The sequence below is a fragment of the Streptomyces sp. 378 genome (assembly GCF_030124145.1).
GTDB lineage: Bacteria > Actinomycetota > Actinomycetes > Streptomycetales > Streptomycetaceae > Streptomyces.
This window is the reverse complement of sequence record NZ_JASKMS010000021.1, coordinates 118,212-144,088: the sequence shown is the minus strand read 5'-3', so window position 1 is coordinate 144,088 and position 25,877 is coordinate 118,212. Positions and strand designations below refer to the sequence as shown.

Below are 25,877 nucleotides of genomic sequence, written 5' to 3'. Positions count from 1 at the left end.
GCGGGCGTGCCGCCCGAGGCCTTCCCGGGACCTTCGGAGCGGGCGCACGCGGCGTTCCCGGATCCGATGGGCGAGGCGCCCGAGGCCTTCCCGGGTGCTTCCGGGCAGGCCCACGGGGGGTTCCGGGACGCGGTCGGCGTGGCGCGCGAAGTCTTCCCGGACCCTTCCGGGCCGCAGGCGCCTGCGGGTTTCCCGGGCGTTTCCGGGCGGCAGGCGCGTGGGGGTTTCCGGGATGCTTCCGGGCGGCAGGTGGGTGCCGACTTCTCGGCTCCGTCGGGGCCGCAGGCGCCTGCGGGCCTCTCGGATCCCTCCGGGCGGCAGGCTAGGGGCGGGCATCGACGACGCCGCGCTCCCGCGCGCCAGGCGGCGGAGCCTGAGGAGGCGCGTGCGGGTTTCCCGGACCCTTCCTTTGCGGCGCGCGAGGTCTACCCGGACTCGGCGCGTGCGGCGCGCGGGGCTTTCGCCGATCCGGCCGGAGAAGCGCGTGACGTCTTCCCGGACCCGGTCGCCCTCGCCGGCGCGGTCGGGGAGTCGTTCACCGATCCGGGCGACGGCCCGGTGGCCGTGCCGCCGCCCCCCACGGGAGCCGACGGCGCGGACCCGGCCGTGGACAGGGGCCGGGCTCCGGTCCCGGCCCCCGCGGGCGTCTGCGTGCCGCCCCCCACCGCACCCCCTGGCCCCCGACCCCAGGGCCCTCGAACCGCCGCCCGGAGATCCGCCCACAAGGCGGCCCGCCGGGCCGCCCGGCGGCGCAACCTCACCGCGGGCATCCTGACCGCCGGCGGCCTCGTCGTCCTGCCGCTGGTGCTGTGGTCCACCGGCAACTCCGGCGACGGCGCCTCGACGGGCGCGGACCGGCCCGCCGGAGAGGCACCCGACTCCGCCGCGGACATGTCGGCCACCGATCCGTCCCGGGCCGGGTCGGGCGACGCCGGGAAGGGCGCCCTGCGCGGCCGACTGCACAACGTCGCCTCGGACCTGTGCGTGGGCATCGACGGTAAGAAGGCCGTCGCGGGCGGAGAGGCGGAGCTCACGGCGTGCTCCGCGGACTCCACCCAGCAGTGGACGTACGAGACCGATGGGCTGCTGCGCAACGGCGCCGCCCCCGACCTGTGCCTGGACTCGCAGCTCGGCTACTCGGTGCGGCTGGCCCCCTGCACGGGCGCCTCCCGGCCGGACCCGAAGAACATCCACTACGACTTCACCCTCCAGGGCGCCCTGGTGCCCCGCTGGGACCAGGACCTCGCCCTGGCACCGGCGGCGACCGACGGCTCCGGAGCCCTCGTCGTCAAGACCCGGACGGACGACGACGCGCAGCGCTGGGTGATCGACACATCCAAGGCCGATCTCCAGATGGAGGCCGTCAACTGGAACGCCGCCGTACCGGCGCCGCGCCCCACGCCCACGCCGACCCCCACCCCCACCCCGTCGAAGGCGCCCGAGCCGACCCCGTCCGCGACCTCCTCGGCTCCGCAGCCGGCGCCGAGCACCCCGGCCGCCACCGACTCGCCCTGCTACCGCTACGGCTACTACTGCGACGCCGACGGTCGGTACGGCAACCCGGACCACGGCTACCCGGGTTACGGCTACGGCTACGGCGGCTACGGACACGGCGCCGGCGGAGGCGGCCGTCGCTGACCCGGTGCGCGCTCAGGCCCCGACGACGCTCACGGACAGCCACAGCGCCCCCACGGCCGGGACCAGCGCTGCCGGTACGGCGAGCAGCCCGAGCCGCGTGAACTCCCCGAGTCCGACCCGGTGGCCGTGCTGCTGCACGATCCGCCGCCACAGCAGAGTCGCCAGCGATCCTGCGTAGGTCAGATTCGGGCCGATGTTCACACCGAGCAGTACCGCCAGCACGGTCCCCGGGCCGGATCCGGCGGTCAGGGGCAGCAGCACCAGCACCGCGGGCAGATTGTTGATGAGGTTCGCCAGGACGGCGGCCAGCGCCGCCACACCCAGCAGTGTGAGCAGTCCCGATCCGCCGGGCAGCACGCGCTGGAGGGCATCGGCGAGCCCATGGTCGACGACCGCCCGTACGACGACACCGAGCGCGAGCACGAACGTCAGGAACGCCGGGGCCGCGGAGCGCACCACTGTCAGCGGGGTGGCTCGGCGCCGCACCAGCGCCCGCCCCGCCAGCACCATGGCACCGGTCAGGGCGGCCCACGCGGGCGCGATGCCGACGGCGGAGGCCACCACGAACCCGGCGAGCGTGCAGCCGACGGTGACGAGGGCGAACAGCGGGAGCGGCTCGGGAGGCCCCGTGGGCTCGGGGGAGGGGAGAGGCGCCGCCAGTTCCTCGTCGAAGAACCGCCGGAACACCAGGTACTCGGCGGCGATCGCGACCAGCCAGGGCAGCGCCATCAGCGCCGCGAAGCGGGTGAAGCTCAGCCCGCTCGCCGTGAAGGCCAGCAGATTCGTCAGGTTGGAGACCGGCAGCAGCAGCGAGGCGGTGTTCGACAGATGGGCGCAGACGTACAGGTGCGGCCGGGCCCGGACCCCCATGCGGGTGGCGGTGGCGAGGACCACCGGCGTCAGCAGGACGACCGTGGCGTCCAGGCTGAGCACGGCCGTGATGACGGACGCCAGGGCGAACACCGCGGTCAGCAGTCGTGTGGGGCGCCCCGCCGCCCAGCGGGCCATCAACGCCCCGCACACCGTGAACAGTCCCTCGACGTCGCAGAAGTGGGCGAGCACCAGCACGGCCGCGAGGAAACCGACCACGGGCCCCAGCCGCTGGATCTCCTCCCAGGCGTGGTCCGGTGAGATCACTCCGAAGGCGACGGCGAGCCCGGCGGCGGGTACCGCCAGCACGGCCTCGGGCAGCCCTTTCGGCCGGGCGACGGCCCAGACGAGCACGGCGGCCAGCAGCGCCACGGACAGGACTTCGGCGAGCGGGGTGTTCAGGGCGGGGTCCTCCGGGGCGTGATCAGGTCGTGCGCGCCCATGGAACCAGGCGAGGGTAAGAGATCCTCGGCGGCCCCCGGTGCTGCCCGGAGCGCGCCGCCCGCCGTGGACGGCGCCGACGCCCTACCCCGGCGCAGGCCACACGGTCGCCGGCTCGGTGGAGGCGCTCAGATCTCGTCGTCGAGCAGGGCCAGCTCCGCCCAGATCGTCTTGCCCTCGGCGGTGTGCCTGCTGCCCCAGCGCTGGGTGAGCTGGGCGACCAGGAGCAGACCACGGCCGCCCTCGTCCCAGGTCTTGGCCCGGCGCAGGTGCGGCGCCGTGTGGTTGGTGTCGGACACTTCGCAGATCAGCGTGGACGCGTCGTGGATCAGCCGTAGCCGGATGGGCGGGGCGCCGTAGCGGATGGCGTTGGTGACCAGCTCGCTCACCACCAGCTCCGCGGTGAACGTGGCATCCAGCAGTCCCCAGCGTCCGAGCTGGTCGACGACCTGCTTGCGGATCGGGGCCACCAGCGCCGGGTCGGCGGGGATGTCCCAGGTCGCGACCTGCGCGGACGGCAGGCCACGGGTGCGGGCCAGCAGCAGGGCCACGTCGTCGGTGGAGCCGCCCGGCGGGAGCAGGGTGTGCAGCACGCGGTCGCAGGTCTCGTCCAGGGAGTCGGAGGGCGCCGACAGGGCGTTGCGGAGCATCCGGCTGCCCGCGTCGACGTCCCGCTCGGGGCTCACGAGCAGCCCGTCGGTGTGGAACGCCAGGACGCTGCCCTCCCGCAGTTCCACCTCGGCGGATTCGAACGGCAGCCCGCCGACGCCCAGCGGGGGGCCCGAGGGCAGGTCGAGCTGGTGCGCCGGGCCGTCCGGCGGCACCAGCAGGGGCAGCGGATGGCCGGCCCGGGCCAGGGTGCAGCGCCGCGACACCGGGTCGTACACCGCGTACAGGCAGGTCGCGCCCACCTCTCCGGTGCCGTTGTCACCGCCGGACTCCTGGGACAGCCGGACGACGAGGTCGTCGAGGTGGGTGAGCAGTTCGTCGGGGGCCAGGTCGATGTCGGCGAGGGTCCGGACGGCGGTGCGCAGCCGGCCCATGGTGGCCGAGGCCTGGATGCCGTGGCCGACGACGTCGCCGACGACCATGGCGACCCGCATCCCGGACAGCGGGATCACGTCGAACCAGTCGCCGCCCACGCCCGAGCGGGTGGCCGGCAGATAGCGGGAGGCCGCCTCCACCGCCGCCGTGCGCGGCAGCGTGCGGGGCAGCAGGCTGCGCTGCAGGGTGAGGGTCGTCTCCCGCTCGCGGGAGTAGCGGCGCGCGTTGTCGATGCAGACGGCGGCCCGGGCGGTGACCTCCTCGGCCAGCAGCACGTCGTCGTCGGTGAAGGCCTCGGGGCGCCGGAAGCGGGTGAAGACGGCGACGCCGAGGGTCGTGCCCCGGGCCTGGAGCGGAACGGACATCGTGGAGTGGATGCCGTACTCGCGGATCCGCCGGAAGCGGACCGGGTCCCAGGCGAGCCACTGTTCGAGGTCGCCGGAGGCTCCCGGGGCCACGACCGTGTGCCCCGCGACCAGCGAGGCGGCCTGTGGGGAGCTCTCCGGGTAGACGTCCACCTGCCCCGGCTTGGCGACGGCCTCGGGGCTGTCGGTGGTGACCGACCGGTGGGCGGTCCGGCGCAGGTTCACCGGCGGGACCGGCGGTCCGGCGGACTCGCCGCCGTGCTCTCGCGGGTCGAGCAGGTCGACGCTGACGAAGTCGGCGAGCGCCGGGACGCACACGTCCGCCAGTTCCTGGGCCGTACGGTCGACGTCGAGGGTGGTGCCGATGCGCACGCTCGCCTCGTTGACCAGTTGCAGCCGCTCCCTGGACCGGTACTGGTCGGAGAAGTCGTGGGCGGTCACGCACACGCCCCGAACCCGGCCGGTGCCGTCGGCGAGCGGTGCCATCCGGGCCAGCCAGGCGTGCGGGCCCCGGCTCTCGCCGGTCGCCTTCATGTACGTCTGCATGTCGTAGGGCCGCCCGGTGTTCAGCACCCGGCGCAGATGCTCCTCGAGCTCGGTGTTCTGCGGCCGGCTGCCGATGTCGGTGGGCCGCAGGCCCAGCAGCCGCTCGGCGGGCAGCCCCAACAGGGCCGCCATGGCCTCGTTGACGCCGCGCAGCCGCAGCCGCTCGTCGTAGACCATCGTGGCGCAGGGCGACTGGGTCAGGGCCATGCGCACCAGCGGGTCGTCCGGAAGTCCCTGCCCGGAGGAGTCCGGCGGGGACACCGCGAGCCAGTCGGTCGTCTCCGCCGCGTCCGGCGGTCTGCTGTGGGCGACCACCCATACGGAGACGAGGTGGCCGTCGCGGTGACGCAGAGTGAGTGTGCCGCTCCAGCGGGAGTCGTCCGGCACGGGCGGCGGGTCGTCGCGGTCGGCCAGCAGCGAGACGGCCGGGCGGCCCACGACCTCGGCGGCCGTGTGCCCGAGCAGACGGCGGGCGCCCTCGCTCCAGCCGGTGAGTGTGCCGTCGGCGGCGATGACGGCACGGGCGGCCAGGCCATCGTCGAACGGCTCGTCCGGGCTCATCGTCGCGACTCCATACGGACACTCACAGTGAACAGGGAAGTCAGTTGAGTTCCAGCGTAGTCCGTAGGTGCCCGGCGTGAACCGGTAACCCCCGTGCCGCCCGGCCCGGCCGGCGGGGCGCCGAACCGGCCGACGTGGCATCCGGAGCAGAAGAACGCTCCCGCACCCTTGACGGGCCGGTGTGACACCTCGACAGAATCTGTTTGTTCACGATGAGTTGTGAGTACTTCTGGGCCCTGATGAGGGAGAGCCGCCATGTCGGTCACGCGCAGATCGGTCTTACTCGCCTCCGCGGCCGCGCCCGCGGCCGGAGCGCTGCTCGGCGCCCCGGAGGCATGGGCCGCCGAGGAGGCGCGCGGAGCGTCCGGCCGCCGCGTCGTCGCGCTGCGCGACGGGTGGCGCTTCGCGCTGGTGAATCCGGGCGGGATCACCGACCCGACCGGCGCCTACGCCGACGCCCACCTTCCCGGACACGACGACTCCGGTTGGCGCGAGATCGCCGTCCCGCACGACTGGAGCATCGAGCAGGCCCCCACCACCGAGCACGGCACCACCAGCGGCACCGGCTTCCTCCCGGGCGGCCTCGGCTGGTACCGCCTCGCCTTCACCCTGCCGCCCGCACTCGCCGGCAAGCGGATCTCGGTCGAGTTCGACGGTGTCTACATGGACTCCTCCGTCTACTGCAACGGCAAGGAGGCCGGCCGCCACCCCTACGGCTACACCGGCTTCGCCCTCGACCTCACCGACCTGGTGCACACCGACGGCACCACCGAGAACGTGCTCGCGGTCAAGGTCCACAACCGGCTCCCCAGCAGCCGCTGGTACTCGGGCAGCGGCATCTACCGCGAGGCCCGGCTGGTGATCACCGAGCCGGTGCACGTGGCCCGCTGGGGCACCCGCGTCACCACGCCCGAGGTCTCCGCCCAGCGGGCCGTCGTACGGGTGGCCACCTCGGTCGTCGACGCGTCGGGCGAGGGCGCGGACGTCGAGATCGTCTCCCGGATCGTCGACCGCAAGGGCCGGACCGTCGCCCGTACCTCCTCCACCGTCGCCGTCACCGGCGAGCGGACCGAGACCCACGAGCTCACCGTCCGGCGGCCCGAGTTGTGGGACATCGCGGCCCCGCACCGCTACACCCTGCACACCGACCTGCGCGTCGGCGGCAGAACCACCGACACCTACCGCACGGTCTTCGGCGTCCGCACCTTCCGCTTCGACCCCGACGAGGGCTTCTTCCTCAACGGCACCCACCACAAGATCAGGGGCGTCGACCTCCACCACGACCTGGGCGCGCTCGGCGCCGCCGTCAGCGTCGACGCGGTCCGCCGCCAGATGGAGATCATGGTGTCCATGGGCGTCAACGCCCTGCGCACCGCCCACAACCCGCCGGCGCCCGAGGTGATCCAGGTCTGCGAGGAGCTGGGCGTCGTCATGCTGGTGGAGGCCTTCGACTGCTGGCGCACCGGAAAGAACCGGTACGACTACGGCCGTTTCTTCGACGAGTGGGGCGAGAAGGACGCCACCGAGATGGTGCTGGCGGCCCGCAACTCGCCCGCCGTGCTGATGTGGTCCATCGGCAACGAGGTGCCCGACTCCACCTCCACCGCCGGCCTCGCCATGGCCGACCGGGTCATCGCCGCGATCAGGGCGGCGGACGACACCCGCCCGCTGGTCATCGGCTCCGACAAGTACCGCCGCCTCCCCGCCAAGGGCTCCGCGGCCGACCTGATGCTGGCCAAGCTCGACGGCCTCGGCCTCAACTACAACACCGCCAAGTCGGTGGACCAGCTGCACGCGGCCTACCCGCACCTGTTCCTCTTCGAGTCCGAGTCCTCCTCGGAGACCTCCACCCGCGGCGCCTACCAGGAACCGGAACACCTCAACACCGGCGAGAACCACACGCCCGGCAAACGCGCGACCTCCTCGTACGACAACAACCTCGCCTCCTGGACCATGAGCGGCGAGTACGGCCACAAGAAGGACCGGGACCGGAAGTGGTTCGCCGGGCAGTTCCTCTGGTCGGGCATCGACTACCTCGGCGAGCCCACGCCGTACGACGTCTTCCCGGTCAAGGCGTCCTTCTTCGGCGCGGTCGACACCGCGGGCTTCCCGAAGGACATGTACTACCTCTTCCGGAGCCAGTGGACCGGCGAGCCGATGGTCCATCTGCTGCCGATGAGCTGGAACCACGCGAAGGGCGACACGGTCGAGGTCTGGGCGTACGCGAACGTCGACACCGTCGAGCTGTACCTCAACGGGAAGTCCCTGGGCGTACGGCGCTTCGACACCAAGAAGACCCTCGACGGCCGGGTGTACCTGGAGACGACCGAGGCGACCGGCGACGACAAGACCTTCACCGGCGGCCCGTACCCCGGCAGTTACACCAGCCCGAACGGCAGCGCCGGCAAGCTCCACCTGACCTGGAAGGTGCCCTACGCGCCGGGCGAGCTGAAGGCCGTCGCACGGCGGGACGGCAAGGTGGTCGCCACCGATGTGCTGCGCACCGCCGGTGCCCCGCACGCGATACGCCTGACCGCGGACCGCAAGGCCGTCGCCGCGGACGGCCGGTCCCTGGTCTTCGTGACCGCCGAGGTCGTCGACCGGCGCGGTGTGGTGGTGCCCGACGCCGAGCACCTGCTCTCCTTCGAGGTGGCGAACGGCTCCCTCGCGGGGCTCGACAACGGCCGCCAGGAGAGCGCCGAGCGGTACCGGGCGAGCACCCGGACGGCCTTCCACGGCAAGGCCCTCGCCATCGTCCGGTCCGGCACCTCGCCGGGCGCGGTGAAGGTGACCGCCCGTGCCGACGGTCTGCGCGCGGGCACGGCGACCGTACGCGCCACCCGGGCGCGGGACCGGGCCGAGACGGCCCCGGCCGCCTTCGAGCCCGAGCACCCGACCCCCGTCGGCTTCCCGCACGCGGACGCCAGTTACTCCGGACGCCCGGACACCCTGCCCGCCGCCATGCTCGACACAGACCCGGCCACCGGCTGGTCCAACGGCTTCTTCAAGCAGGCCACGGCCCTGCTGCCCGCCTTCGACGGGGCACGGGCCGAGGACTGGGTCTCGGTCGACCACGGGCGCACCCGCCGCTTCGACCGGGTGGACGTCTCCTTCACCGTGGACGCCACGCACAGCCTGCCCGCGGCGGTCGGCGTGCAGGTGTGGGACGGCCGCGCCTGGCAGGACGCGCGGAACACCGAGACCGGCTGGGCCACCGCCTCCGACACTCCCACCGTGATCACCTTCGAGGCCGTACGAGGCTCCCGGATCCGGCTCACCCTCACGAGCCGCCATCCCGGCGAGCCCCGGGGCGCGATCCGCATCACCCGGCTGGACACCCCGGCCGCCTGACTCCCCGGGCGCCACGGTCCGGACGGGTGGCGAACAGCCAGTCCTGTCCGGACCGTTGACGGCGCGTCACATCAGCAACAACCATGGCTTGCGTCCGCATCTGGGAGCGCTCCCACGCCGAGCGCCACCCGCACCTCCCGGAGGAGCCCAGACGTGAAACGACGGAGAACCGCCCTGCTGTCCCTGACGGCCCTGCTGGCGACCGCGCTCACCGCGCTGCCCTCCTCGCCGGCCGGGGCCGACGAGGTCGAGCAGGTCAGGAACGGCACCTTCGACACGGTCACCGATCCCTGGTGGACGACCAGCAACGTCACCGCGGGCCTGTCCGAGGGCCGGCTCTGCGCCGACGTCCCCGGCGGCACCGCCAACCGCTGGGACGCCGCCGTCGGGCAGAACGACATCACCCTCGTGAAGGGGGAGTCGTACCGCTTCTCGTTCAGTGCGACCGGGACACCCGCCGGGCACGTGGTGCGGGCGATCGTGGGCCTGTCGGTGTCGCCGTACGACACCTACCACGAGGTGTCACCGCAGCTCAGCGTCTCCGGTGACACCTACTCGTACACGTTCACCTCGCCCGTCGACACCGCGCAGGCCCAGGTCGGCTTCCAACTCGGCGGCAGCGCGGACGCCTGGCGCTTCTGCATGGACGACGTCTCGCTGCTCGGTGGCGTGACGCCGGAACCGTACGAGCCCGACACCGGGCCCCGGGTCCGCGTCAACCAGGTCGGCTACCTGCCGTCCGGCCCGAAGAACGCCACCCTGGTCACCGACGCCACGGCGAAGCTGCCCTGGCAGCTCAAGAACTCCGGCGGGACGGTCGTCGCCCGGGGCACGACCCTGCCGCGCGGCGTCGACGCCTCCTCCGGGCAGAACGTCCACTCGATCGACTTCGGCGCCTACCACAGGAAGGGCACCGGCTTCACCCTCGTCGCCGACGGCGAGACCAGCCGTCCGTTCGACATCGGCGCGAGGGCCTACGAGCGGCTCCGGCTGGACTCGGCGAAGTACTACTACACCCAGCGCAGCGGCCTCGCGATACGCGACGACCTGCGGCCCGGCTACGGCCGCCCGGCCGGTCACCTGGGCGTGGCCCCCAACAAGGGCGACACCGACGTGCCGTGTCAGCCGGGTGTCTGCGACTACACCCTCGACGTCAGCGGCGGCTGGTACGACGCCGGCGACCACGGCAAGTACGTCGTCAACGGCGGCATCTCCACCTGGGAGCTGCTGAGCACCTACGAACGCGCCCGGCACGCCCGCACCGGGCAGACGGACAAGCTCAAGGACGGCACGCTCGCCATCCCGGAGAGCGGCAACAAGGTCCCGGACATCCTCGACGAGGCCCGCTGGGAGCTGGACTTCCTGCTGAAGATGCAGGTCCCCGACGGCAAGCCGCTGGCAGGCATGGCCCACCACAAGATGCACGACGAGCAGTGGACCGGCCTGCCGCTGATGCCCCATGACGACCCGCAGAAGCGCGAACTGCACCCGCCCTCCACGGCGGCCACCCTGAACCTGGCGGCCACGGCCGCGCAGGCGGCCCGCCTCTATCGCTCCTACGACAAGCCGTTCGCCGCCAAGGCGCTGGCGGCGGCCCGCAAGGCCTGGTCGGCGGCGCTCGCCCACCCCGACCGCCTCGCCTCCGAGAGCGACGGCATCGGCGGCGGTGCCTACGCCGACAGCGACGTCAGCGACGACTTCTACTGGGCGGCGGCCGAGCTCTACCTGTCCACACGGGAGAGGCAGTTCGAGGAGTACATCCTGAAGTCCCCGGTCCACACGGCCGACCTCTTCAAGCCGATCGGCTTCGACTGGGCCCGCACCGGGGCGGCCGGCCGGCTCGACCTCGCCACGGTGCCCAGCAGACTCCCGGGCCGGGACACGGTGCGCCAGTCCGTGATCAAGGGCGCCGACCGCTACCTGGCCACGCTGAAGGCACACCCCTACGGCATGCCGTACGCCCCGGACGGCAACACGTACGACTGGGGCTCCAGCCACCAGGTCCTCAACAACGCGGTCGTCCTCGCCACCGCGTACGACATCACCGGCGCCTCGAAGTACCGTGACGGGGCGCTGCAGAGCATGGACTACGTCCTGGGCCGCAACGCGCTGAACATCTCCTACGTCACGGGCTACGGAGAGGTCAGCGCCCAGAACCAGCACAGCCGCTGGTACGCCCGCCAGCTCGACCCGAACCAGCCCGCCCCGCCGAAGGGCACCCTCGCGGGCGGGCCGAACTCGAGCATCCAGGACCCCTACGCACAGAGCAAACTCCAGGGATGTGTCGGTCAGTTCTGCTACATCGACGACATCCAGTCCTGGTCGACCAACGAGCACACGATCAACTGGAACGCCGCCCTGGTCCGCATGGCCTCCTTCGTGGCGGACCAGGCATAGGGACCGGACCATGATGCCGGGTGCCGGGGGAGTCGGCCGACAGGACGCCCCCGGCACCCGCGCGTAGCCTGGTGTCATGCCAGCGGTGCGGGTCGACGGCATCGAGGTCGCGTACGACCGGGCGGGCCAGGGCCCGCCCCTCGTGCTCGCGCACGGCGCCACGACGGACGCCCGGCTGTTCGGCGGCCAGATCGAGGACCTGGCCGACGAGTTCACCGTCGTCGCCTGGGACGAACCCGGCGCCGGCCGCTCCCGCGACGTACCGCCCTCGTTCACCCTGGCCGACTACGCCCGCTGTCTGGCGGCCGTCATCGAGGACGTGGACCTCGGCCCGGCCCATGTCCTCGGCCTGTCCTGGGGCGGAACCGTCGTGCTGGAGCTCTACCGGAACCACCCCGCGCTCGTGAGGACGCTGCTGCTCGTCGACACCTACGCGGGGTGGAAGGGCTCACTGCCCGCGGCGGAGGTGCGGTCCCGGGTCGAGGGTGCGGAGCGGATGCTCGCGGTCCCGGCGGAGGCGTTCGCACCGACCATGCCGGGCCTGTTCGCCCGGCAGCCACCCGCCGAAGCCGTACGCCTGCTGTCCGTGATGTCGGCCGACACCCGTGCCCGGAGCATGCGGACCCAGCTCACCGCCATGGCCGGGGCCGACCAGCGGGACCTGCTGCCGAAGATCGAGGTCCCGACGCTCCTGCTGTGGGGCGAGCTCGACGCGCGCTCGCCCGTGGAGCCGGTCGCCCACCAGTTCCTCGAAGCGATCCCGAGGGCCACACTGGTCGTGCTGCCCGGCGCCGGGCACCTCACCAACGTCGAGGCGCCGGAGCCGTTCAACCGGACCGTCCGGGAGTTCTGCCGCGCCCACTCCTGACCGGGCCCGCGACCGCCCGGCGCCGCGGTTCGTGGCCGACGGGTTCCCCGAGCCGCTCATGGGCGGTCGGGGTGTGCAGCCGGGCCCGGCCGAGCGGCTGGTGCACCTCGACGCACTCGCCGTACGGCAGCCGCTTGATCGACCGCAGTCCCAGGCGGATTCGTCGGGTGACGGCGAAGGCGGCCGCCGGGACGACGAACATCCCGACGGGTACCGCCCACGGCACCGTGCGACCGAGAGATGGAAGCGGGCCGCCACGACGTCGCCGCCGCCCGTCGGCAGTACCGGGCGAGCGTGCGGGTGCCGAGCCGCCCGTCGAACCAGTCGGCCGGGCGTTCGCCACCCGGTGCTCACGCCGCCGCCCCGGGCAGATGGGCCAGCTTGTCCGGATTGGCCACGACGTAGATGCCCCGCACCCGGTCGCCCTCCGGCGTGAGGTCCAGGACCAGGACGGCGAACGGCGCGTCACCGTCGAACAGGACCGCCGCGTCGTCGCCGTTCACCCGCCGGTAGCGCCAGACGGGGTGGTCCGGGCCGCCCCGGCCGGACGTGAGCAGCCGGGCCACCTTGTCCCGGCCGTGCACCGGGCGCAGGCCGGCCCGCCGGCGCTTGCCACCGGCGTCCGTCCACGCCGTGACGTCCGGCGCGAGCACCTCCATCAGCGCCGCGATGTCCCCGCCGAGCGCCGCCCGCACGAACCGCTCGGTCGCCTCCCGCCGCACCCGCGGGTGCGCCTCGTACCGTGGCCGCCGCGCGTGCACATGCTCCCGGGCCCGGTGCGCCAACTGCCGTACGGCGGCGGGGGAGCGGTCGATGATCTCCGCGATCTCGGCATGGGGATAGCCGAACACCTCACCCAGCACGAACACGGCCCGTTCCAGCGGTGTCAGCGATTCCAGGACCACGAGCATCGCCAGCGACACCGACTCGGAACGCAGCACCGGGGTCTCGGCCGTCTCGGTGTCCTCCGCGGAGACCAGCGGCTCGGGCAGCCACGGGCCGACGTACGTCTCCTGCCGGCGGCTGATCACGGCACGGCGGCGCAGCGCGTGGTTGACCGCGACCCGCACGAGGTAGGCGCGCGGGTTGTCGACGCCGGCCAGGGGGGCGCCCCCGCCGCGGGCCGTCCAGGACAGCCAGGTCTCCTGCAGGACGTCCTCGGTGTCGGCGACACCGCCGAGCATGTTGTAGACGACGCCGAACAGCAGCTCGCGGTGGTCGACGAACACCCCGGTCGCCGCGTGGAGCGGGGCGTCGGTGCCGGGTCCGGAGATCTCGGTCATGCGTGGGCCTCCCTCGGGCGCGCTCACCACTGAGAGGTGGGCAGGGCATCGCAATGTGACATCGCGCGGCCCGATGTGACCCACATCTCACGCCTGCCACCTCGTCGGTACCTCTTGGATGCCTATCTGACCTGGGGATATTTACGAGTAAGTACCCGAGCGGTACGGTAAAGGCATGCCAGCTCTCAACGTCGAGTTCAGCGACCGCGAACTTGAGGACCTGCGGCAGATCGCCAAGGAGCGCGGTACGTCCATGAAGGCCCTCGTCCGGGAGGCGGCCGCGGCCGACATAGCCCGTCACCGGGCGCTTCAGGAGGGCGCCGAGGCCTTCCGCCGGTTCTTCGCCACCCACGCCGACGAGTTCGCCGCCGCGTTCCCCGACGACGAACGGCCCGCCAAGGGCGAAGGGCGGGCCGCCTGACCCATGGCACCCGTGATCCATATCGACGTGCCTTGGCTGCTTCAGCGCCACGAGGAGGTCCTGCCGGACCAGCCCACCGTCAACGACTTCTCCGCGCTGGTCGCCGCCGTCGCCCGGCACCGCGTCGACCCGCCGCGCCTCGGGGTGAACTCCGACCCGGCCTGGCGGGCCGCCGCGCTGCTGCACACCATCACCGTGCTCCGGCCGCTGCCAGCGGCCAACGCCCGCTTCGCCTGCGCGACCGCGGTGGCGTACATGTTCGTCAGCGGTGTCGGCATCGACCCGCCCTACGGCGCTCTCGTCGACCTGGCCCGCGACCTCCTGTCCGGCACCACCGACGTCTACGGCGCGGCGGACCGGCTGCGCTCCTGGCAGATCTGAGGGCCCGCCCGATTCACAAGGGCCGCAGGGAAATGTCGAAAACGGGCGCGAGTCAGGCACATCCGTTCCCCCGTTTCTGACTTTCTGTCAATGGCGGGGATGTGGTCCGGGCGCCTTGTTGGCCGTGTGGGGGTTGTGCAAGAGTGAAACGCGCGTGCGGGGGGAATGGCCGGATGTCGCGCGTGATTTGTGGACCACGTCCGATGTGTCGTCGGTGAATTCGCACCTCCCGCGCCACGCCTAAAAGGTGCGCACCAACCGGGCCTCCCTTTTCGGCGGCAGGACTTCTGTGTGTCTCACATGCGTGGGAAGGAACCATCTCAGTGCCCACCCCCCACCCCCCTCGTCCTCCGTATCCCCCGCCCGGCGGGGATCCCGGGGAATCGGATGAATCACTCGCCGCCCCACTGAGAGGCAGCCCGGAGGGTGGGGTAGCCGCCCATTCCGTCGCGCTGCTGATGGCGCGGCACTACGAGCCGGCGCACGACTACGCGGTCATCTGTCTCGCCTCGTCGGAGCAGGTCGCCGCCATGGTGACCGGGACCGCCCTGCACCGGACCCTCAACCGACTCGCCTTCGGCGAGTCGGCCGTCGCGCTGCGCCCGGCCCTTCTGGTGACCGTGCGCGACACGATCCGCGAGTGGTCCGGCGACGATCGAATATCAGCCGTTCTGCCCGCGTTGCAGAAACCGGCCGGAGGACGCGGGCTGCGCGCGGCGACGTCCATGACCCCGGAAAATCGCACCCTCGCGGAGCGGGCATTCCAGGCACTTCCCGCCGCCTCACGCTGTTTGCTCTGGCATGTCGAGGTCGAGGCGGAGCCGATAAGCGTCCCCGCCGGGCTGCTGGGCATGGACACCGACCTCGCTTCGGCGGCTCTCGAACAGGCGCGTGCCGCATTCCGTGAAGGTTGTGTCCTCGCCCATCGCGAACTCGCACCGACCCACGACTGCCGGTTCTACAACCGCCTCCTGGATGTCCCGATACGCCGGGGCGGTGCCCTGCTGCCCGACGTCGAGCAGCATCTGGCGGAGTGCCGCTACTGCCGGCACGCGGCAGAGCAACTGAGCCATTTCGAGGGCTCGCTGGGGCCGCTGATCGCCGAGGCGGTGCTCGGCTGGGGCGCCCGCCGCTACCTCGACTCACGCCCGGGACGGGCGTCGCACGGCACGCGGGGCGCACGCTCGGGCCGGCGAGGTGGCGGACGGCGTGACGGCGGACGGCACGGGCTGCTGTCCCGGCTTCCCGTGCCCGTCCGGGTTCCGCAGACGCTGCGCTCCTCACGGGCGCTGCTCTCGGGCATCGGCGCGCTTTCGGCCGCGGTGCTGGTGACGGTGCTCATCATCAGCGCGTCCTCCTACGACGGGGGAGAGGCCGACCCGGCAGGCTCCGGCAGCGCCGCCGGCGGCGGGGGCTCCGCGTCGGCACCACCCGGTACCGCGGGACTTCCCGCGGCACAGGGGGTGACACGGCTGCGCAACGCGGGTGCCGACCTGTGCCTCGACATCCGGGGCCTGCCGAAGGAGGGCTCGGGCGCGAAGCTGGCGCAGTGCTCGACGGTGTGGACCCAGCAGTGGACCTACGAGGACGACGGGCTGTTGCGCAGCGTCGCCGATCCCGGGCTGTGCCTGGACTCGCACAAGGACGCCGGCGTCGTCGTGCTCGGTACCTGTGCCGACGAGGATGCCGAACGGGGTGACGACGTGCGCTACGACCTCACCGTGCAGGGGGAGTTGCTGCCCCGCTGGGACGAGCAGCTCGCCATCGCCCCGGCTGACGACGATCCGGACGCCGACATCGTCGTCAAGGTCCGCGACCGCACCGCCGGTATCCAGCGCTGGCAGCCGGATCCCCTGCCGACGGCGTCGGATTCGCTGTCGATCGAGGAGCAGGACGACCCGGCGGCCCGCCGTGTGACGCTGTCCGACGGCCGGACGGCGTGACGACGGGTCCCGGAGTCGAGCGGGGCCGCGCGGCGCGCACGCCGTGCGGCCCCGACGTCAGAACGGGGCCTCGACGAGGTCGGCCGGGCCGATCGTGCTCGGTGTCGCATGGCCCGACAGGGCGAGCGTCAGGTCGAGTTCGGCGAGCAGGCAGCGGATGACGTGCTCGACGCCGGACCGGCCGTCCAGGCCGAGGCCGTAGACGTACGGGCGGCCGACGAGGACCGCGCGGGCGCCGAGGGCCAGGGCCTTGAAGATGTCGTCGCCGGTGCGGATGCCGCTGTCGAACAGGACGGTGAGCCGGTCACCGGCCGCCTCGGCCACGCGGGGGAGCGCGTCGGCCGCCGCGACGGCCCCGGCCACCTGGCGGCCGCCGTGGTTGGAGACGACCACGCCGTCCATCCCGGCGTCGGCGGCCAGGCGGGCGTCGTCCGGGTGCAGGACGCCTTTGAGGACGATCGGGCCGTCCCAGTTCTCCCTCAGGAACGCGAGGTCGGGCCAGCTCTTGGCCGGGTCGGAGAACATGCCGACGAAGTGCATCACGGCCGCGTTCGGGTCCTCGTGCACCGGCTTGGCCAGACCGGCCTGGAAGGCCGGGTCCGAGAAGTAGTTGGCGGTGCCGACACCGTGCAGGAACGGCAGGTACGCCTGGTCGAGGTCGCGCGGGCGCCAGGACAGCAGCGGCGTGTCCAGGGTGACGACCAGCACGCTGAACCCGGCCACCTTCGCCCGGTGCAGGAAGCTGCGGGCCACCTCCGGGTCCTTCGGCCAGTACAGCTGGAACCAGCGCTCGGCGTCGCCCATCGTCTCGGCGACCTGCTCCAGGGGAGTGCTGGACGCCGACGACAGGATGTAGGGCACGCCCTGCGCGGCGGCGGCCCGGGCGGCGGCGGACTCGGCGTCCGGGTGCATGATCGACAGCACCCCCACCGGGGCCAGCGCGACCGGGGCGGACAGGGCACGGCCCAGCACCTCGACCGAGAGATCCCGCTCGTGCACGTCCCGCAGCATGCGGGGCACGATCCTGCGGCGCTCCAGGGCCGCCCGGTTGGCCCGGGCCGTACTGCCGTTGCCCGCGCTGCCCGCCACATAGCCGACCGGGCCGGGCCCGAGCCGCCGCTCGGTCAGCTCCTCCAGCCGGGTCAGATCGGTGGGCAGCCGCGGTACGGCACCCGTCATCCCGTTCAGATAGATCTCGTACTGGAAGTCCGCCCAGTGCTTGCCCACCGTAACGCCCCGCCTCTCGTCGTCTCCTCGTCGAGACCGTGCCGTACGGGCGACGATACCGAGCGGTATGCGCGGGGGGCGGATCAGGGACGGTCCGCCGCCGTGTGCAGCAGGCGGGCCAGTGCGCGTGGCTGCGAGAACATCGGCCAGTGCCCGGTGTCCAGCTCCACCAGCTCCCACGAGTCGCTCTCCAGGAGTGCGGCCACCGCCGGCATCGGCTCGTCCCCGTCGAGGAGACATTTCACATACGTCGCCGGGAGTTCGCCGAGGGGACGGCCGAGGACGGCCGGTTCGGTCAGCGTGACACCGGGGTGCGGGGTCGCGCCGTCCACCATGCGGGCGATCTGCTCATCCGTCAGCCCCTGCCCGGCGCAGTCCTCCGGGCCGAGCGGTGGCCAGTACCCGGAGTGGTCGGCGATGGCCTGCCGGACGTGTCCGCTCGGCCAGCCCGACAGGAACGACTCCCCGTCCACCGGCACGTTCGCGTCGACGAACACCACCCGTCGCAGCCGGTCGCCGATCCGCTCGGCGGCCTGCCCGACCGGGATGCCCGCGTAGCTGTGCCCGACCAGGACGACGTCCCGCGGGCCGAGGCGCTCCACCTCCTCGACGATGTCCCGGACATGCGTCTGCTGCCCGGCCGGCTGTGTGCCGCGCTTCTCGGCGAGGCCCGACAGCGTCAGCGCGTGGACGTCGTGCCCGGCGGTGCGCAGCTCCGCGGCCACCTCGTCCCAGGCCCACGCCCCGAGCCATGCCCCTGCCACCAGTACGAAGTTCGTCATGCGGGCAGCGTAGCCGAGGGGTCTGACAACGCCCCCCCGCATCCGGGTCCGTGCGATGGTCACTCCCGGCCGTCCGTGGGCGGTGTGAGGTCCGGCTCGGCGTCCGGACCCCGGGCCCTGACGCGCCGCACGTGTTCGAGCGAGTCGCGCGACTCCGCGAGCCAGTCGTCCGTGTGGCGTTGCACCAGGCGCACGCACCGGGCCGGCGCGTCGCTGCGGCTGCGGGCGCGCCGCCCGTGGTCGGGGTGTCGAGGACCTGGCGCTCCGATTGACGCAGCCGCGTCATGACCGGCGCGGGCCACGTGTGTGAAGAGCGTCCGACGCCTGCGCACTCCACGCCCCAGGACACCTTCCTGCCGAACCGCTGCTCGGCTTCCCGGGCCACGGCCATCCGATCCTCCCGGGTGCGCTCCCGGAACTCCCGCCCGACCGAGCCATGAACACAAGGGGTCACCAAGTGGTCGGCCGAGAGCAAAATCGGAATGTTTCAGGCCGATTAACGGACACCTGGAATTCGGCCATCTGGCCGCTTCGTACCCCCGACGACCGCCCAGTTACGGGCTTCGGCCAGGCGGATTCCGTAACTTCCCGCCACTGATTCAATACGCAATGTTACTGAAACCCGTGGGGTCGATGTGTGTTTCCGCGGCGGACTCGGCAGACTCGCGCTCGCCGCTCCGGGCACCGATCGAGCACGGGCCGGCGCACCCTGTAATCAATGCGGAAGGATGCACACAATGCGGAACACCGCGCGCTGGGCCATGACCCTCGGCCTGACGGCCACCGCCGTCTGCGGCCCTCTCTCCGGGGCCGCACTCGCCGCCCCGGGTCAGGCCCCCACCGCGCTCTACGCCCCGTCGGCCCTCGTCCTCACGGTGGGCCACGGTGAGAGCGCGAACACAGCGACTCCGGAACGCGCGGTCACGTTGACCTGTGCCCCGACGCCCGCCGGCACGCACCCGGCGGCCGGCCCGGCCTGCGCGGAACTGCGCGGCGTCGGCGGGGACTTCGACGCCCTGAAGGCGAAGGAGGGCGTGATGTGCACCAAGCAGTACGACCCGGTGGTCGTCACCGTCGACGGAGTCTGGCAGGGCCAGCGCGTCTCCTATGAGCGCACCTTTTCCAACGACTGCATGAAGAACGCCTACGGCACCGGCGTCTTCTCCTTCTGAGAGGGCCGGGCCCACAGACCGGGATCGCGCTGAGTCCGTGAAGCGCAGCGGGCCGTGGCTGGGGAGCCGGGTCGTTGTCACGGGAACGCGCGATCTCGCGCAAGGGAGCCGGCGGGCGGAGTGGGGCCGCCCGCCGGCTCCTGGGTTTCGCTACGCCCGGGGCCTCATGCCCGGTCGCGATGACTGGTGTCGCACCACGGGTAGCGGCGACTGCGGCGGCACGTGCACAGGGCCACGCGGAAGCGGTCGGAGGTGACCACGGAGCCGTCCTCCAGCTCCACCTCCACCGGGCCCTCCAGCAGCAGCGGGCCCTTGCGCTGGACGGCGACGCGACGCGCCGCCGCCGACCGGTCAGACGGGGAGTTCGGCACGGACGACCACCAGCTCTTCCTTGTCGTCGGCGGCGGGCAGCAGCCCCCGCTCCCGCAGCCAGCGTTCCCGGCCGCGCAGCACCGGCCCGAACTCGATCCGGTGCCGACGGGTCACCGCGGCCTTCAGACCGGCGGCGCGCAACTGTTCGACGGTCACGTCCGGGCCGCTGAGCGCCGACTGCACGAGCAGCAGCACTCCGCCCGGGCGCAGCAGGCCGGGCGCCTCACGGCAGATCCGGTCGACGACCAGGCGTCCGTCGTCGCCGGCGTCCCAGGCCCGGGCCGCGCCCCGCGGTGGCCTGCGATGACCGTCCGGCGCCGGCACGTACGGCGGATTGGCGAGGATCAGATCGAAGGTCCTCCCGCGTACGGGGTCGAAGAGATTCCCGTGCCGGATGCGGACCGGGAGCCCCGCCAGCCGGGCATTGACCCGGGCGGCCCATACGGCGCTCCAGGACACGTCCACAGCGGTCACCCGGCTGCCCCGGCGCGCGGCCTCCAGCGCCAGGGCTCCACTGCCGGTGCCCACGTCGAGGACCTCCGCGCCAGGGGGCAACGGCTCGTCTGACAGGGCACCGGCCAGCAGCTCGGTGTCTTCCTGCGGGGCGTACACGCCCGGGGGTACCAGTGCAATCACAGACGCCGGGTACCCCGGCCATCAGGAGATATGAGTAGCTTCCCGAGCCAGCGGTTCACGCAGTGACGAACGTGACGCACGCCAGTCCGCGAGCAGCCGGGTGCCGAAGCGTTCCTCGACGAATTCGGTGGCGTCGATGCCGAAGGCGACGTCCGCGGCGAGATGCGGCTCCTCTTCCAGGAGCCCGCCGATGACGTCGTGACGCACCACCTGCTCGTGGACGGCGTCCGCCTCGACGTGCTCGTCGTAGAAGTGCTCGGCGGCGGGGCCGGCGCCCGTGCGGCGCATCGCCTCGGCGAGCCGCCGCGAACCCGGTGACGAGGTGATCTCCACCGTCGCGAAGTGACCGACCAGGGCGCCCCGGAGGGCCCGGTGCAACCCGAAGAGGGACATCATGTTCACCGTCGTCAGGGCCTCGGCGGACGAGGCGTCGAGATAGCGGCCGTACGTGGTGTCCAGGCCCAGGTCCGTCATCAGGTCGGCGAACAGGGCAGCGTGCACGCGGTCCGCGCGGCCGCCGCCCCACTCGTCGAACTCCACCGCCGCCATCCCCGCCTTCGCCCGGCCGTACAGCCGCGGCAGCACCCAGGCGTGCGGGTCCGCCTCCTTGAGGTGGTACAGGGAGCGCTGTGCCGCGTACTCGCGCAGCTGCCACAGTTCGCCCTCGTCGCGCAGGAAATGGCTGACGCCGGTGCCGTCGACGGGCTCGACCAGCAGGTCGGCCAGTGCCTCGTCCACGGTGTCGTGGACGTGTGCGTCGGTGCGCAGCGCCGACAGGAAGCGGTGTTCCATGGCCGCGCGGACGCGCAGCAGGTCGGGGTCCCACTCGCGCTCGGGGGGTACGTCCGCGAAGCCGCGGTAGTGCAGCTCGTAGCAGAGGTACAGCGCGAGCTGGAGGTCGTCGCCGTACACCTCGGCCCGGGCGACGTCCTCCGGGCGGGGCAGCCGGCCCGCGCCCCGCAGATGGGCGTCCACACCCCTGCTCAGCGGGCCGCGCGGGGTGGGCAGTCGTGGTCCTTCGTGCTCCATGCGCGCCGGGTACCCGCCCGGCGGCGAAGGTCACCCGCCCCGTCGTGCGGGCACAGCCGCCCGGGCCGCCTCCGGTGGCCCGGGCCTGATGCGCGAGCGCGCCCGACGGGGTGCGGGACCTCCCGCGCGGTGTCCGTTGCGCACGGCGGCCGGGACCGGCCCCCTCAGTCGCTCAGTCGCCCTGGGACTGCTCCTGCGCTCGAGTGTTGGGGGTGGTGGCGTCGCCGGCCTCGCCCCGGTGGCGGCGTTCGTCGGCGGAGTCCCGGGTGCGGGTCTCGGCCTCCTCGACCTCCCGCAGCACCTCTTCGAGCGCCGTCGCGGGCGGCGTGGTGTGCTGGTCCTCGTCCCGGTCGTGATCCTTGTGCTCGGACACGGCGGTCTCCTTCCTGCGTTCGGTACGTCCCCGCTCATGGCGGGGTGGGTGTTCAGCTGGTGGCGGAGGAGGCGATGCGCAGCGGCACCGGGTCCGCGGGGGCCGCCTCCTCGCTGCGGCGGACGACCTCCGCCCACCAGGAGGGGCCGTCCTCGATGTGGCGCAACAGCACGCCCTCACGGATCGCCCAGGGACAGACCGTGACGGCCTTGATCCCGGTCAGCTTCAGCGCGGTGTGCCCGACCACCGCTCCCGCCAGGCTCTGCGCGGCGCGCGGTGCGGAGATGCCGGGCAGATGCGCGCGTTCGGCGGCGGGCAGGGCGGCCAGCTGCGTGATCGCCGCCCGCAGGTCCGAGCGGCGCATCTGCCGGTCCACGAACGGGCCGTGCCGCCCGGGTGCCGCGCCGCACAGCCGCCCCAGCTGCTGGAAGGTGCGGGAGGTGGCCACCGCGGTGCGCGGGCCCTCCCAGCGGACGCGTGCCGCGACGTCCCGCAGCTGATGGCGGACCTTGCGGCGCAGGGCCCGCACCCGCTCCGGCGAGGGCGGGTCCCCGTCCTCGAAGAACTCGTGCGTCAGCCGCCGCGCACCCAGCGGCAGTGACGCCACGAAGTCGGGCAGTCGGCCGCGCCCGAAAGCGACTTCGAGGGTGCCGCCGCCGACATCGAACAGGGCGAGCGGGCCCGAGCGCCAGCCCATCCAGCGCCGGGCCCCGAGGAACGTCAGCTCGGCCTCGACCTCGCCCGGCAGAGTGCACAGGTCGACGCCCGTGCGGGCCCGGACGGTGTGCAGCACCTCGTGCCGGTTCGGCGCGTTGCGCACCACGGCGGTCGCGAACGCCAGCGGGCCCGCCGCGCCCCACTTGGCGGCGGTTTTGCTCGCCTGGGCCACCGCGTCGACGAGTTGCCCCACGGCCTGCTCCGGGATGGGTCCCCCCGGTGTGACCTGCTCGGACAGTCTGAGCCGCCACTTGGCGGTGTGCACGGGCAGCGGCACTCCGCCCGCCGCGTCCGCGACCACCAGTCTGACCGTGTTCGATCCCACGTCCACCACGCTGATTCGCATGGGCGGTGGGTACCCACATACGGAGCCCGTCAACAGACCGCACGCTCCGCACCGGCGAGGACGCGCCACCGGACGGCGGGGCCGCCGCGGCTCCTGACGGTCGCATGTCCGCCACCGGCGGCGCTTCCTGCTCCGGCACGCGCCACGCCGTTGCCGGCCTCGTGCGGCCCGTCCGGGCACGCCGGGTCGGGGGAGGCGGGATCGCACGATAAGCGGCATCCCGGGACGACCGGGAGTGCCGGCAGCAGCGCCGTGCGGGACCAGGGGCTGCGGGGGAGTGCCCTGCGTCACGCCAGCTGGCGGCGGACCAGCTCGTGCAGGCGGCCGCTCGTGTCGGCCAGGAGCTGCGCGGGCGGGCCCTGCTGGATGACCTTGCCCTCCTCCATCACCACGACCCGGTCGGCGTCCATCACGGTCGACAGCCGGTGTGCGATGACGATCCGGGTCGCGTGCAGGGCCTTGGTGCTCTCGATGACCGTGCGCTGCGTGTCGTTGTCCAGGGCGCTGGTCGCCTCGTCGAAGAAGAGGATCCGCGGCCGGCGGATCAGCGCCTGGGCGATCATCAGCCGCTGGCGCTGCCCGCCGGAAACGGCTCCACTGCCCGCCACGATGGTGTGCAGACCCATCGGCATCCGCTTGATGTCCTCGGCCAGACCGGCCATCTCGGCGGCCGCCATCGCCTCCTCCGGCGTGTACGGCTCGGTGCCGCAGATGACGTCCAGGATCGAGCCGGAGAACGGCTGCGCGTGCTGGAGCACCACCCCGCACTGGCGACGCACCGCCGACTGGTCCAGGGCCGCCAGGTCCTGCCCGTCGTACAGGACGCTGCCCGACACGGGCCGGTCGAAGCCGATCAGCAGCCGCAGCAGCGTCGACTTGCCGCAGCCGCTCGGGCCGACGATCGCGACGAACTCGCCCGGCCGCGCCTCGAACGACACGTCGTCCAGGACCAGCGGACCGTCGTCCGCGTAGCGGAAGGACACCCGCCGTGCCTCGACCGCCCCGGTCAGCGGACCCGGCCGGGTGCTGGCCGTGCGCACCTCCGGCGTGGCGTCCAGCACCGGCTTGATCTCCTCGAACAGCGGCAGCACGGCCACCGCCGAGACGAACGCGCCCGTCAGCTGGGTGACGGAGGTCAGCAGCATCGTCACCGAGGTGTTGAAGGTGAGGAACGCGGCCGCCGACATCGAGCCCCGGGCCGGACCGGCCAGCAGCATGAACATCAGCAGGGTGCACAACGGCAGGTACACCGCGCCCAGCACCGCCGTGAGGTTCTTGATGGTGCCGACCTTCTGCTGGAGCTCCCGGCTGCGCGCGAACTGAGAGGCCCACGCGGCGTACGCGTAGTTCTCGGCGGCGGCCACCCGCAGCTTGGGCAGACCGCGCAGCGTCTGGAACGCCTGGTTGTTCAGCTTGTTGGAGAGCACCACCAGCCGCCGCTGCCAGCGCACCTGCCACAACCCGAGCCCCAGGAAGACCGCCGCGATCACCACGAGCATGCCGATCGCGGCCATCGCCATCGGCACGCTGTACCAGAGCAGCAGCCCCAGGTTCATCGCGCCGACCGTCACCGACTGGGCGACCGTCGGCCCGACTCCCGCCAGCAGCCTGCGGATCGCGCTGATGCCCATGGCCGCGCTGGCCAGCTCACCGGTGGAGCGTTCGGTGAAGAACTTCGTGGGCAGCCGCAGCAGCCGGTCCCACACCGCCGGCTGGAGCGTGGCCTCGATCCGGCCCTCCAGCCGCAGGATGGTCAGGTTCTGCAACAGCATGAAGGCCGCCGCCACCACGCTGCTCAGCATCACCGCCAGACACACCTGCACGATCAGTTCGGTCTGCGCCTTCGGCACGAACTCGCCCAGCACCTTGCCGGTCGCGACGGGCACGAGCGCGCCGATCGCCACCGTGACCAGACCACTGAGCAGCAGACCGGTCAGGTCGCCGCGCATGCCCTGTACGCAGAACCGCAGCAGCCTCAGCGGGCTGAGCCCGCGCTCGGGCAGCGGACGGTAGAACATCACCGCGCGCGGCTCGAACTCCTCGGCGTTGGCCTTCTCGACCGGCGTCTCACGACCGGTCGACGGATGCACCGCGACATAGCCGCCACGCCGCCACAGCAGTGCCACCGGCGCCCCCGACAGGGCCCGCCGGCCGACCAGCGGCCCCACGTTGTCCCGCCACCAGCGGCCGTCGAGCCGTACGGCCCGGGTGCGGACACGGGAGGCCAGGGCGACCTGCTCGACCGGGTCGAGGCGGTCGCCGCCGGTGTCCTTCCGGGTCGGCTCGGTGAGGCGGATCCCGGCCGCCTCACCGACCAGCTTGCAGGCCGCGTAGGTGGCGTCCGCGTCGGCCGCGGTGGTGCGCTGGGAGGAACGCGTGCCGATGGAGGCGAGCAGCGTCCGGTCGGCCTGGACGCGCACCGCCTCACCGGCCTTGATGCCCTCCGCCGTGCGCGTCTCGTGGGTGCGCTCCAGCTGCTCGATCCAGCGGTCCAGCGTGGTCAGCAGCCGGTACTGCTGGTCGACCATGGACTGCCACAGCGCGGGGTCCATCAGCAGGTCGGCCGCGGCCTCGGCGCCGTACAGCGAGCCGTACTGGACGCTGCCGGGCGGCACCTGCATCCAGAACACGTCGTCGTCCGTGGGTGCCGCGGCCCGTTCGGTGGCCATCGGCGCCTGGAAGAGGATGGACAGGCTGCGGCCGACGCCGAGCGCGAGCGCGTACTCCAGCGGGCTCGTCGTCGGCGGCACGTACTGCGGGTTGCCGTACGCGTCGTACGACCAGGTCGTGGTGTCGGCGGGCTGGTACAGCTCGCGCAGGCCGACGCGGTGCACCACGCAGTCCCGCAGCGGCCGGGCCACCAGGGTGTGCTGCGGGCCGGGAACCGGGCCGAGCACCAGCGAGCCCGCCTCCAGCCGGCCCAGATGATGCCAGTGGCCCTGCTGCCCGGCGTCGACCGCGAACAGGTCCACGGCCCCGGACGCAACCAGCCACAGCACCTGCGGGCCTTCGAGGTCGAGGCGGTTGAACCCGGCGCAGTCGATGCGCGAACCCAACTGCCCCAAGGCGCCCAGCACCAGGTCGCCGTCGTGCCCTTCGTGCACGGCCGTCATC

Annotated in this window: 20 protein-coding genes and 1 pseudogene; 8 read left to right on the top strand and 13 right to left on the bottom strand. The window is 72.8% G+C overall.

The features are described 5' to 3' along the window. The first annotated feature begins 66 nt into the window (after window positions 1–66). Entirely contained in the window at window positions 67–1,638 is a 1,572-nt protein-coding gene (locus tag QNO09_RS40040) for an RICIN domain-containing protein (RefSeq protein ID WP_502962346.1), read from the top strand. A 12-nt stretch (window positions 1,639–1,650) separates the two neighbouring features. On the opposite strand, the gene QNO09_RS26345 is transcribed toward QNO09_RS40040, so the two are convergent. Together QNO09_RS26345 and QNO09_RS26340 are read right to left on the bottom strand one after the other, a co-directional pair. Further along, entirely contained in the window at window positions 1,651–2,910 is a 1,260-nt protein-coding gene (locus QNO09_RS26345) for an arsenic transporter (protein ID WP_283972759.1), read from the bottom strand. Window positions 2,911–3,077: 167 nt separating this feature from the next. Next, window positions 3,078–5,465 (bottom strand): SpoIIE family protein phosphatase, encoded by a 2,388-nt coding sequence (locus QNO09_RS26340; RefSeq protein ID WP_283972729.1) that lies wholly within the window; start codon window positions 5,463–5,465, stop codon window positions 3,078–3,080. Between the two features lie 255 nt (window positions 5,466–5,720). Here QNO09_RS26340 and QNO09_RS26335 point away from each other — a divergent pair, with 255 nt between their 5' ends. The 3 genes from QNO09_RS26335 (at window position 5,721) to QNO09_RS26325 (ending at window position 12,081) form a co-directional block, all read left to right on the top strand. Next, on the top strand, window positions 5,721–8,816 hold the full coding sequence (locus QNO09_RS26335) for a glycoside hydrolase family 2 TIM barrel-domain containing protein (RefSeq protein ID WP_283972728.1): 3,096 nt from the start codon (window positions 5,721–5,723) through the stop codon (window positions 8,814–8,816). A 153-nt stretch (window positions 8,817–8,969) separates the two neighbouring features. After that, window positions 8,970–11,213 (top strand): glycoside hydrolase family 9 protein, encoded by a 2,244-nt coding sequence (locus tag QNO09_RS26330; protein WP_283972727.1) that lies wholly within the window; start codon window positions 8,970–8,972, stop codon window positions 11,211–11,213. Window positions 11,214–11,289: 76 nt separating this feature from the next. After that, a complete protein-coding gene (locus tag QNO09_RS26325) occupies window positions 11,290–12,081 on the top strand; it encodes an alpha/beta fold hydrolase (protein WP_283972726.1) in 792 nt (263 codons plus the stop codon). Here the strand turns inward: QNO09_RS26325 and QNO09_RS26320 are convergent. Then, window positions 12,041–12,307 (bottom strand): hypothetical protein, encoded by a 267-nt coding sequence (locus QNO09_RS26320; protein WP_283972725.1) that lies wholly within the window; start codon window positions 12,305–12,307, stop codon window positions 12,041–12,043. The genes QNO09_RS26325 and QNO09_RS26320 overlap by 41 nt on opposite strands. Before the next feature lie 124 nt (window positions 12,308–12,431). Continuing rightward, the gene (locus QNO09_RS26315) at window positions 12,432–13,364 is read right to left on the bottom strand and encodes a sigma-70 family RNA polymerase sigma factor (protein ID WP_283972724.1); all 933 of its coding nucleotides are present in this window, start codon (window positions 13,362–13,364) and stop codon (window positions 12,432–12,434) included. Window positions 13,365–13,539: 175 nt separating this feature from the next. Here QNO09_RS26315 and QNO09_RS26310 point away from each other — a divergent pair, with 175 nt between their 5' ends. From QNO09_RS26310 to QNO09_RS26300, 3 genes are all read left to right on the top strand, one after another. Next, entirely contained in the window at window positions 13,540–13,785 is a 246-nt protein-coding gene (locus tag QNO09_RS26310) for a hypothetical protein (RefSeq protein ID WP_283972723.1), read from the top strand. Between the two features lie 3 nt (window positions 13,786–13,788). After that, on the top strand, window positions 13,789–14,166 hold the full coding sequence (locus QNO09_RS26305; protein WP_283972722.1) for a toxin Doc: 378 nt from the start codon (window positions 13,789–13,791) through the stop codon (window positions 14,164–14,166). A 323-nt stretch (window positions 14,167–14,489) separates the two neighbouring features. Next, window positions 14,490–16,109, top strand: coding sequence for an RICIN domain-containing protein (locus QNO09_RS26300; RefSeq protein ID WP_283972721.1), 1,620 nt, complete (start codon window positions 14,490–14,492; stop codon window positions 16,107–16,109). A 57-nt stretch (window positions 16,110–16,166) separates the two neighbouring features. On the opposite strand, the gene QNO09_RS26295 is transcribed toward QNO09_RS26300, so the two are convergent. The 3 genes and pseudogenes from QNO09_RS26295 to abmR form a co-directional block, all read right to left on the bottom strand. After that, entirely contained in the window at window positions 16,167–17,336 is a 1,170-nt protein-coding gene (locus tag QNO09_RS26295; protein ID WP_283972720.1) for a lactate 2-monooxygenase, read from the bottom strand. An 83-nt stretch (window positions 17,337–17,419) separates the two neighbouring features. Further along, window positions 17,420–18,118 (bottom strand): alpha/beta fold hydrolase, encoded by a 699-nt coding sequence (locus QNO09_RS26290; RefSeq protein WP_283972719.1) that lies wholly within the window; start codon window positions 18,116–18,118, stop codon window positions 17,420–17,422. Window positions 18,119–18,177: 59 nt separating this feature from the next. After that, a pseudogene (abmR, locus tag QNO09_RS26285) lies at window positions 18,178–18,542 on the bottom strand (ATP-binding transcription factor AbmR); the annotation flags it as partial. A gap of 313 nt (window positions 18,543–18,855) precedes the next feature. Between abmR and QNO09_RS26280 the strand changes: the two are divergent. Continuing rightward, the gene (locus tag QNO09_RS26280; protein ID WP_283972718.1) at window positions 18,856–19,290 is read left to right on the top strand and encodes a protease inhibitor; all 435 of its coding nucleotides are present in this window, start codon (window positions 18,856–18,858) and stop codon (window positions 19,288–19,290) included. Window positions 19,291–19,454: 164 nt separating this feature from the next. Here the strand turns inward: QNO09_RS26280 and QNO09_RS26275 are convergent, their stop codons facing one another. From QNO09_RS26275 to QNO09_RS26250, 6 genes are all read right to left on the bottom strand, one after another. Further along, a complete protein-coding gene (locus QNO09_RS26275; RefSeq protein WP_283972717.1) occupies window positions 19,455–19,661 on the bottom strand; it encodes a CDGSH iron-sulfur domain-containing protein in 207 nt (68 codons plus the stop codon). Beyond that, window positions 19,642–20,298, bottom strand: coding sequence for a HemK2/MTQ2 family protein methyltransferase (locus QNO09_RS26270; protein WP_283972716.1), 657 nt, complete (start codon window positions 20,296–20,298; stop codon window positions 19,642–19,644). Before QNO09_RS26270 ends, QNO09_RS26275 begins: the two co-directional genes overlap by 20 nt. A gap of 21 nt (window positions 20,299–20,319) precedes the next feature. Beyond that, on the bottom strand, window positions 20,320–21,327 hold the full coding sequence (locus QNO09_RS26265) for an iron-containing redox enzyme family protein (protein ID WP_283972715.1): 1,008 nt from the start codon (window positions 21,325–21,327) through the stop codon (window positions 20,320–20,322). 172 nt (window positions 21,328–21,499) lie between these two features. Further along, window positions 21,500–21,700: a hypothetical protein gene (locus tag QNO09_RS26260; protein WP_283972714.1), complete on the bottom strand. Its 201-nt coding sequence runs from the start codon at window positions 21,698–21,700 to the stop codon at window positions 21,500–21,502. 52 nt (window positions 21,701–21,752) lie between these two features. Beyond that, window positions 21,753–22,763, bottom strand: coding sequence for a Ppx/GppA family phosphatase (locus tag QNO09_RS26255; protein ID WP_283972713.1), 1,011 nt, complete (start codon window positions 22,761–22,763; stop codon window positions 21,753–21,755). 287 nt (window positions 22,764–23,050) lie between these two features. After that, complete coding sequence (locus tag QNO09_RS26250) at window positions 23,051–25,876, bottom strand: NHLP bacteriocin export ABC transporter permease/ATPase subunit (protein ID WP_283972712.1); 2,826 nt, start codon at window positions 25,874–25,876, stop codon at window positions 23,051–23,053. Between the last annotated feature and the right edge of the window lies 1 nt (window position 25,877).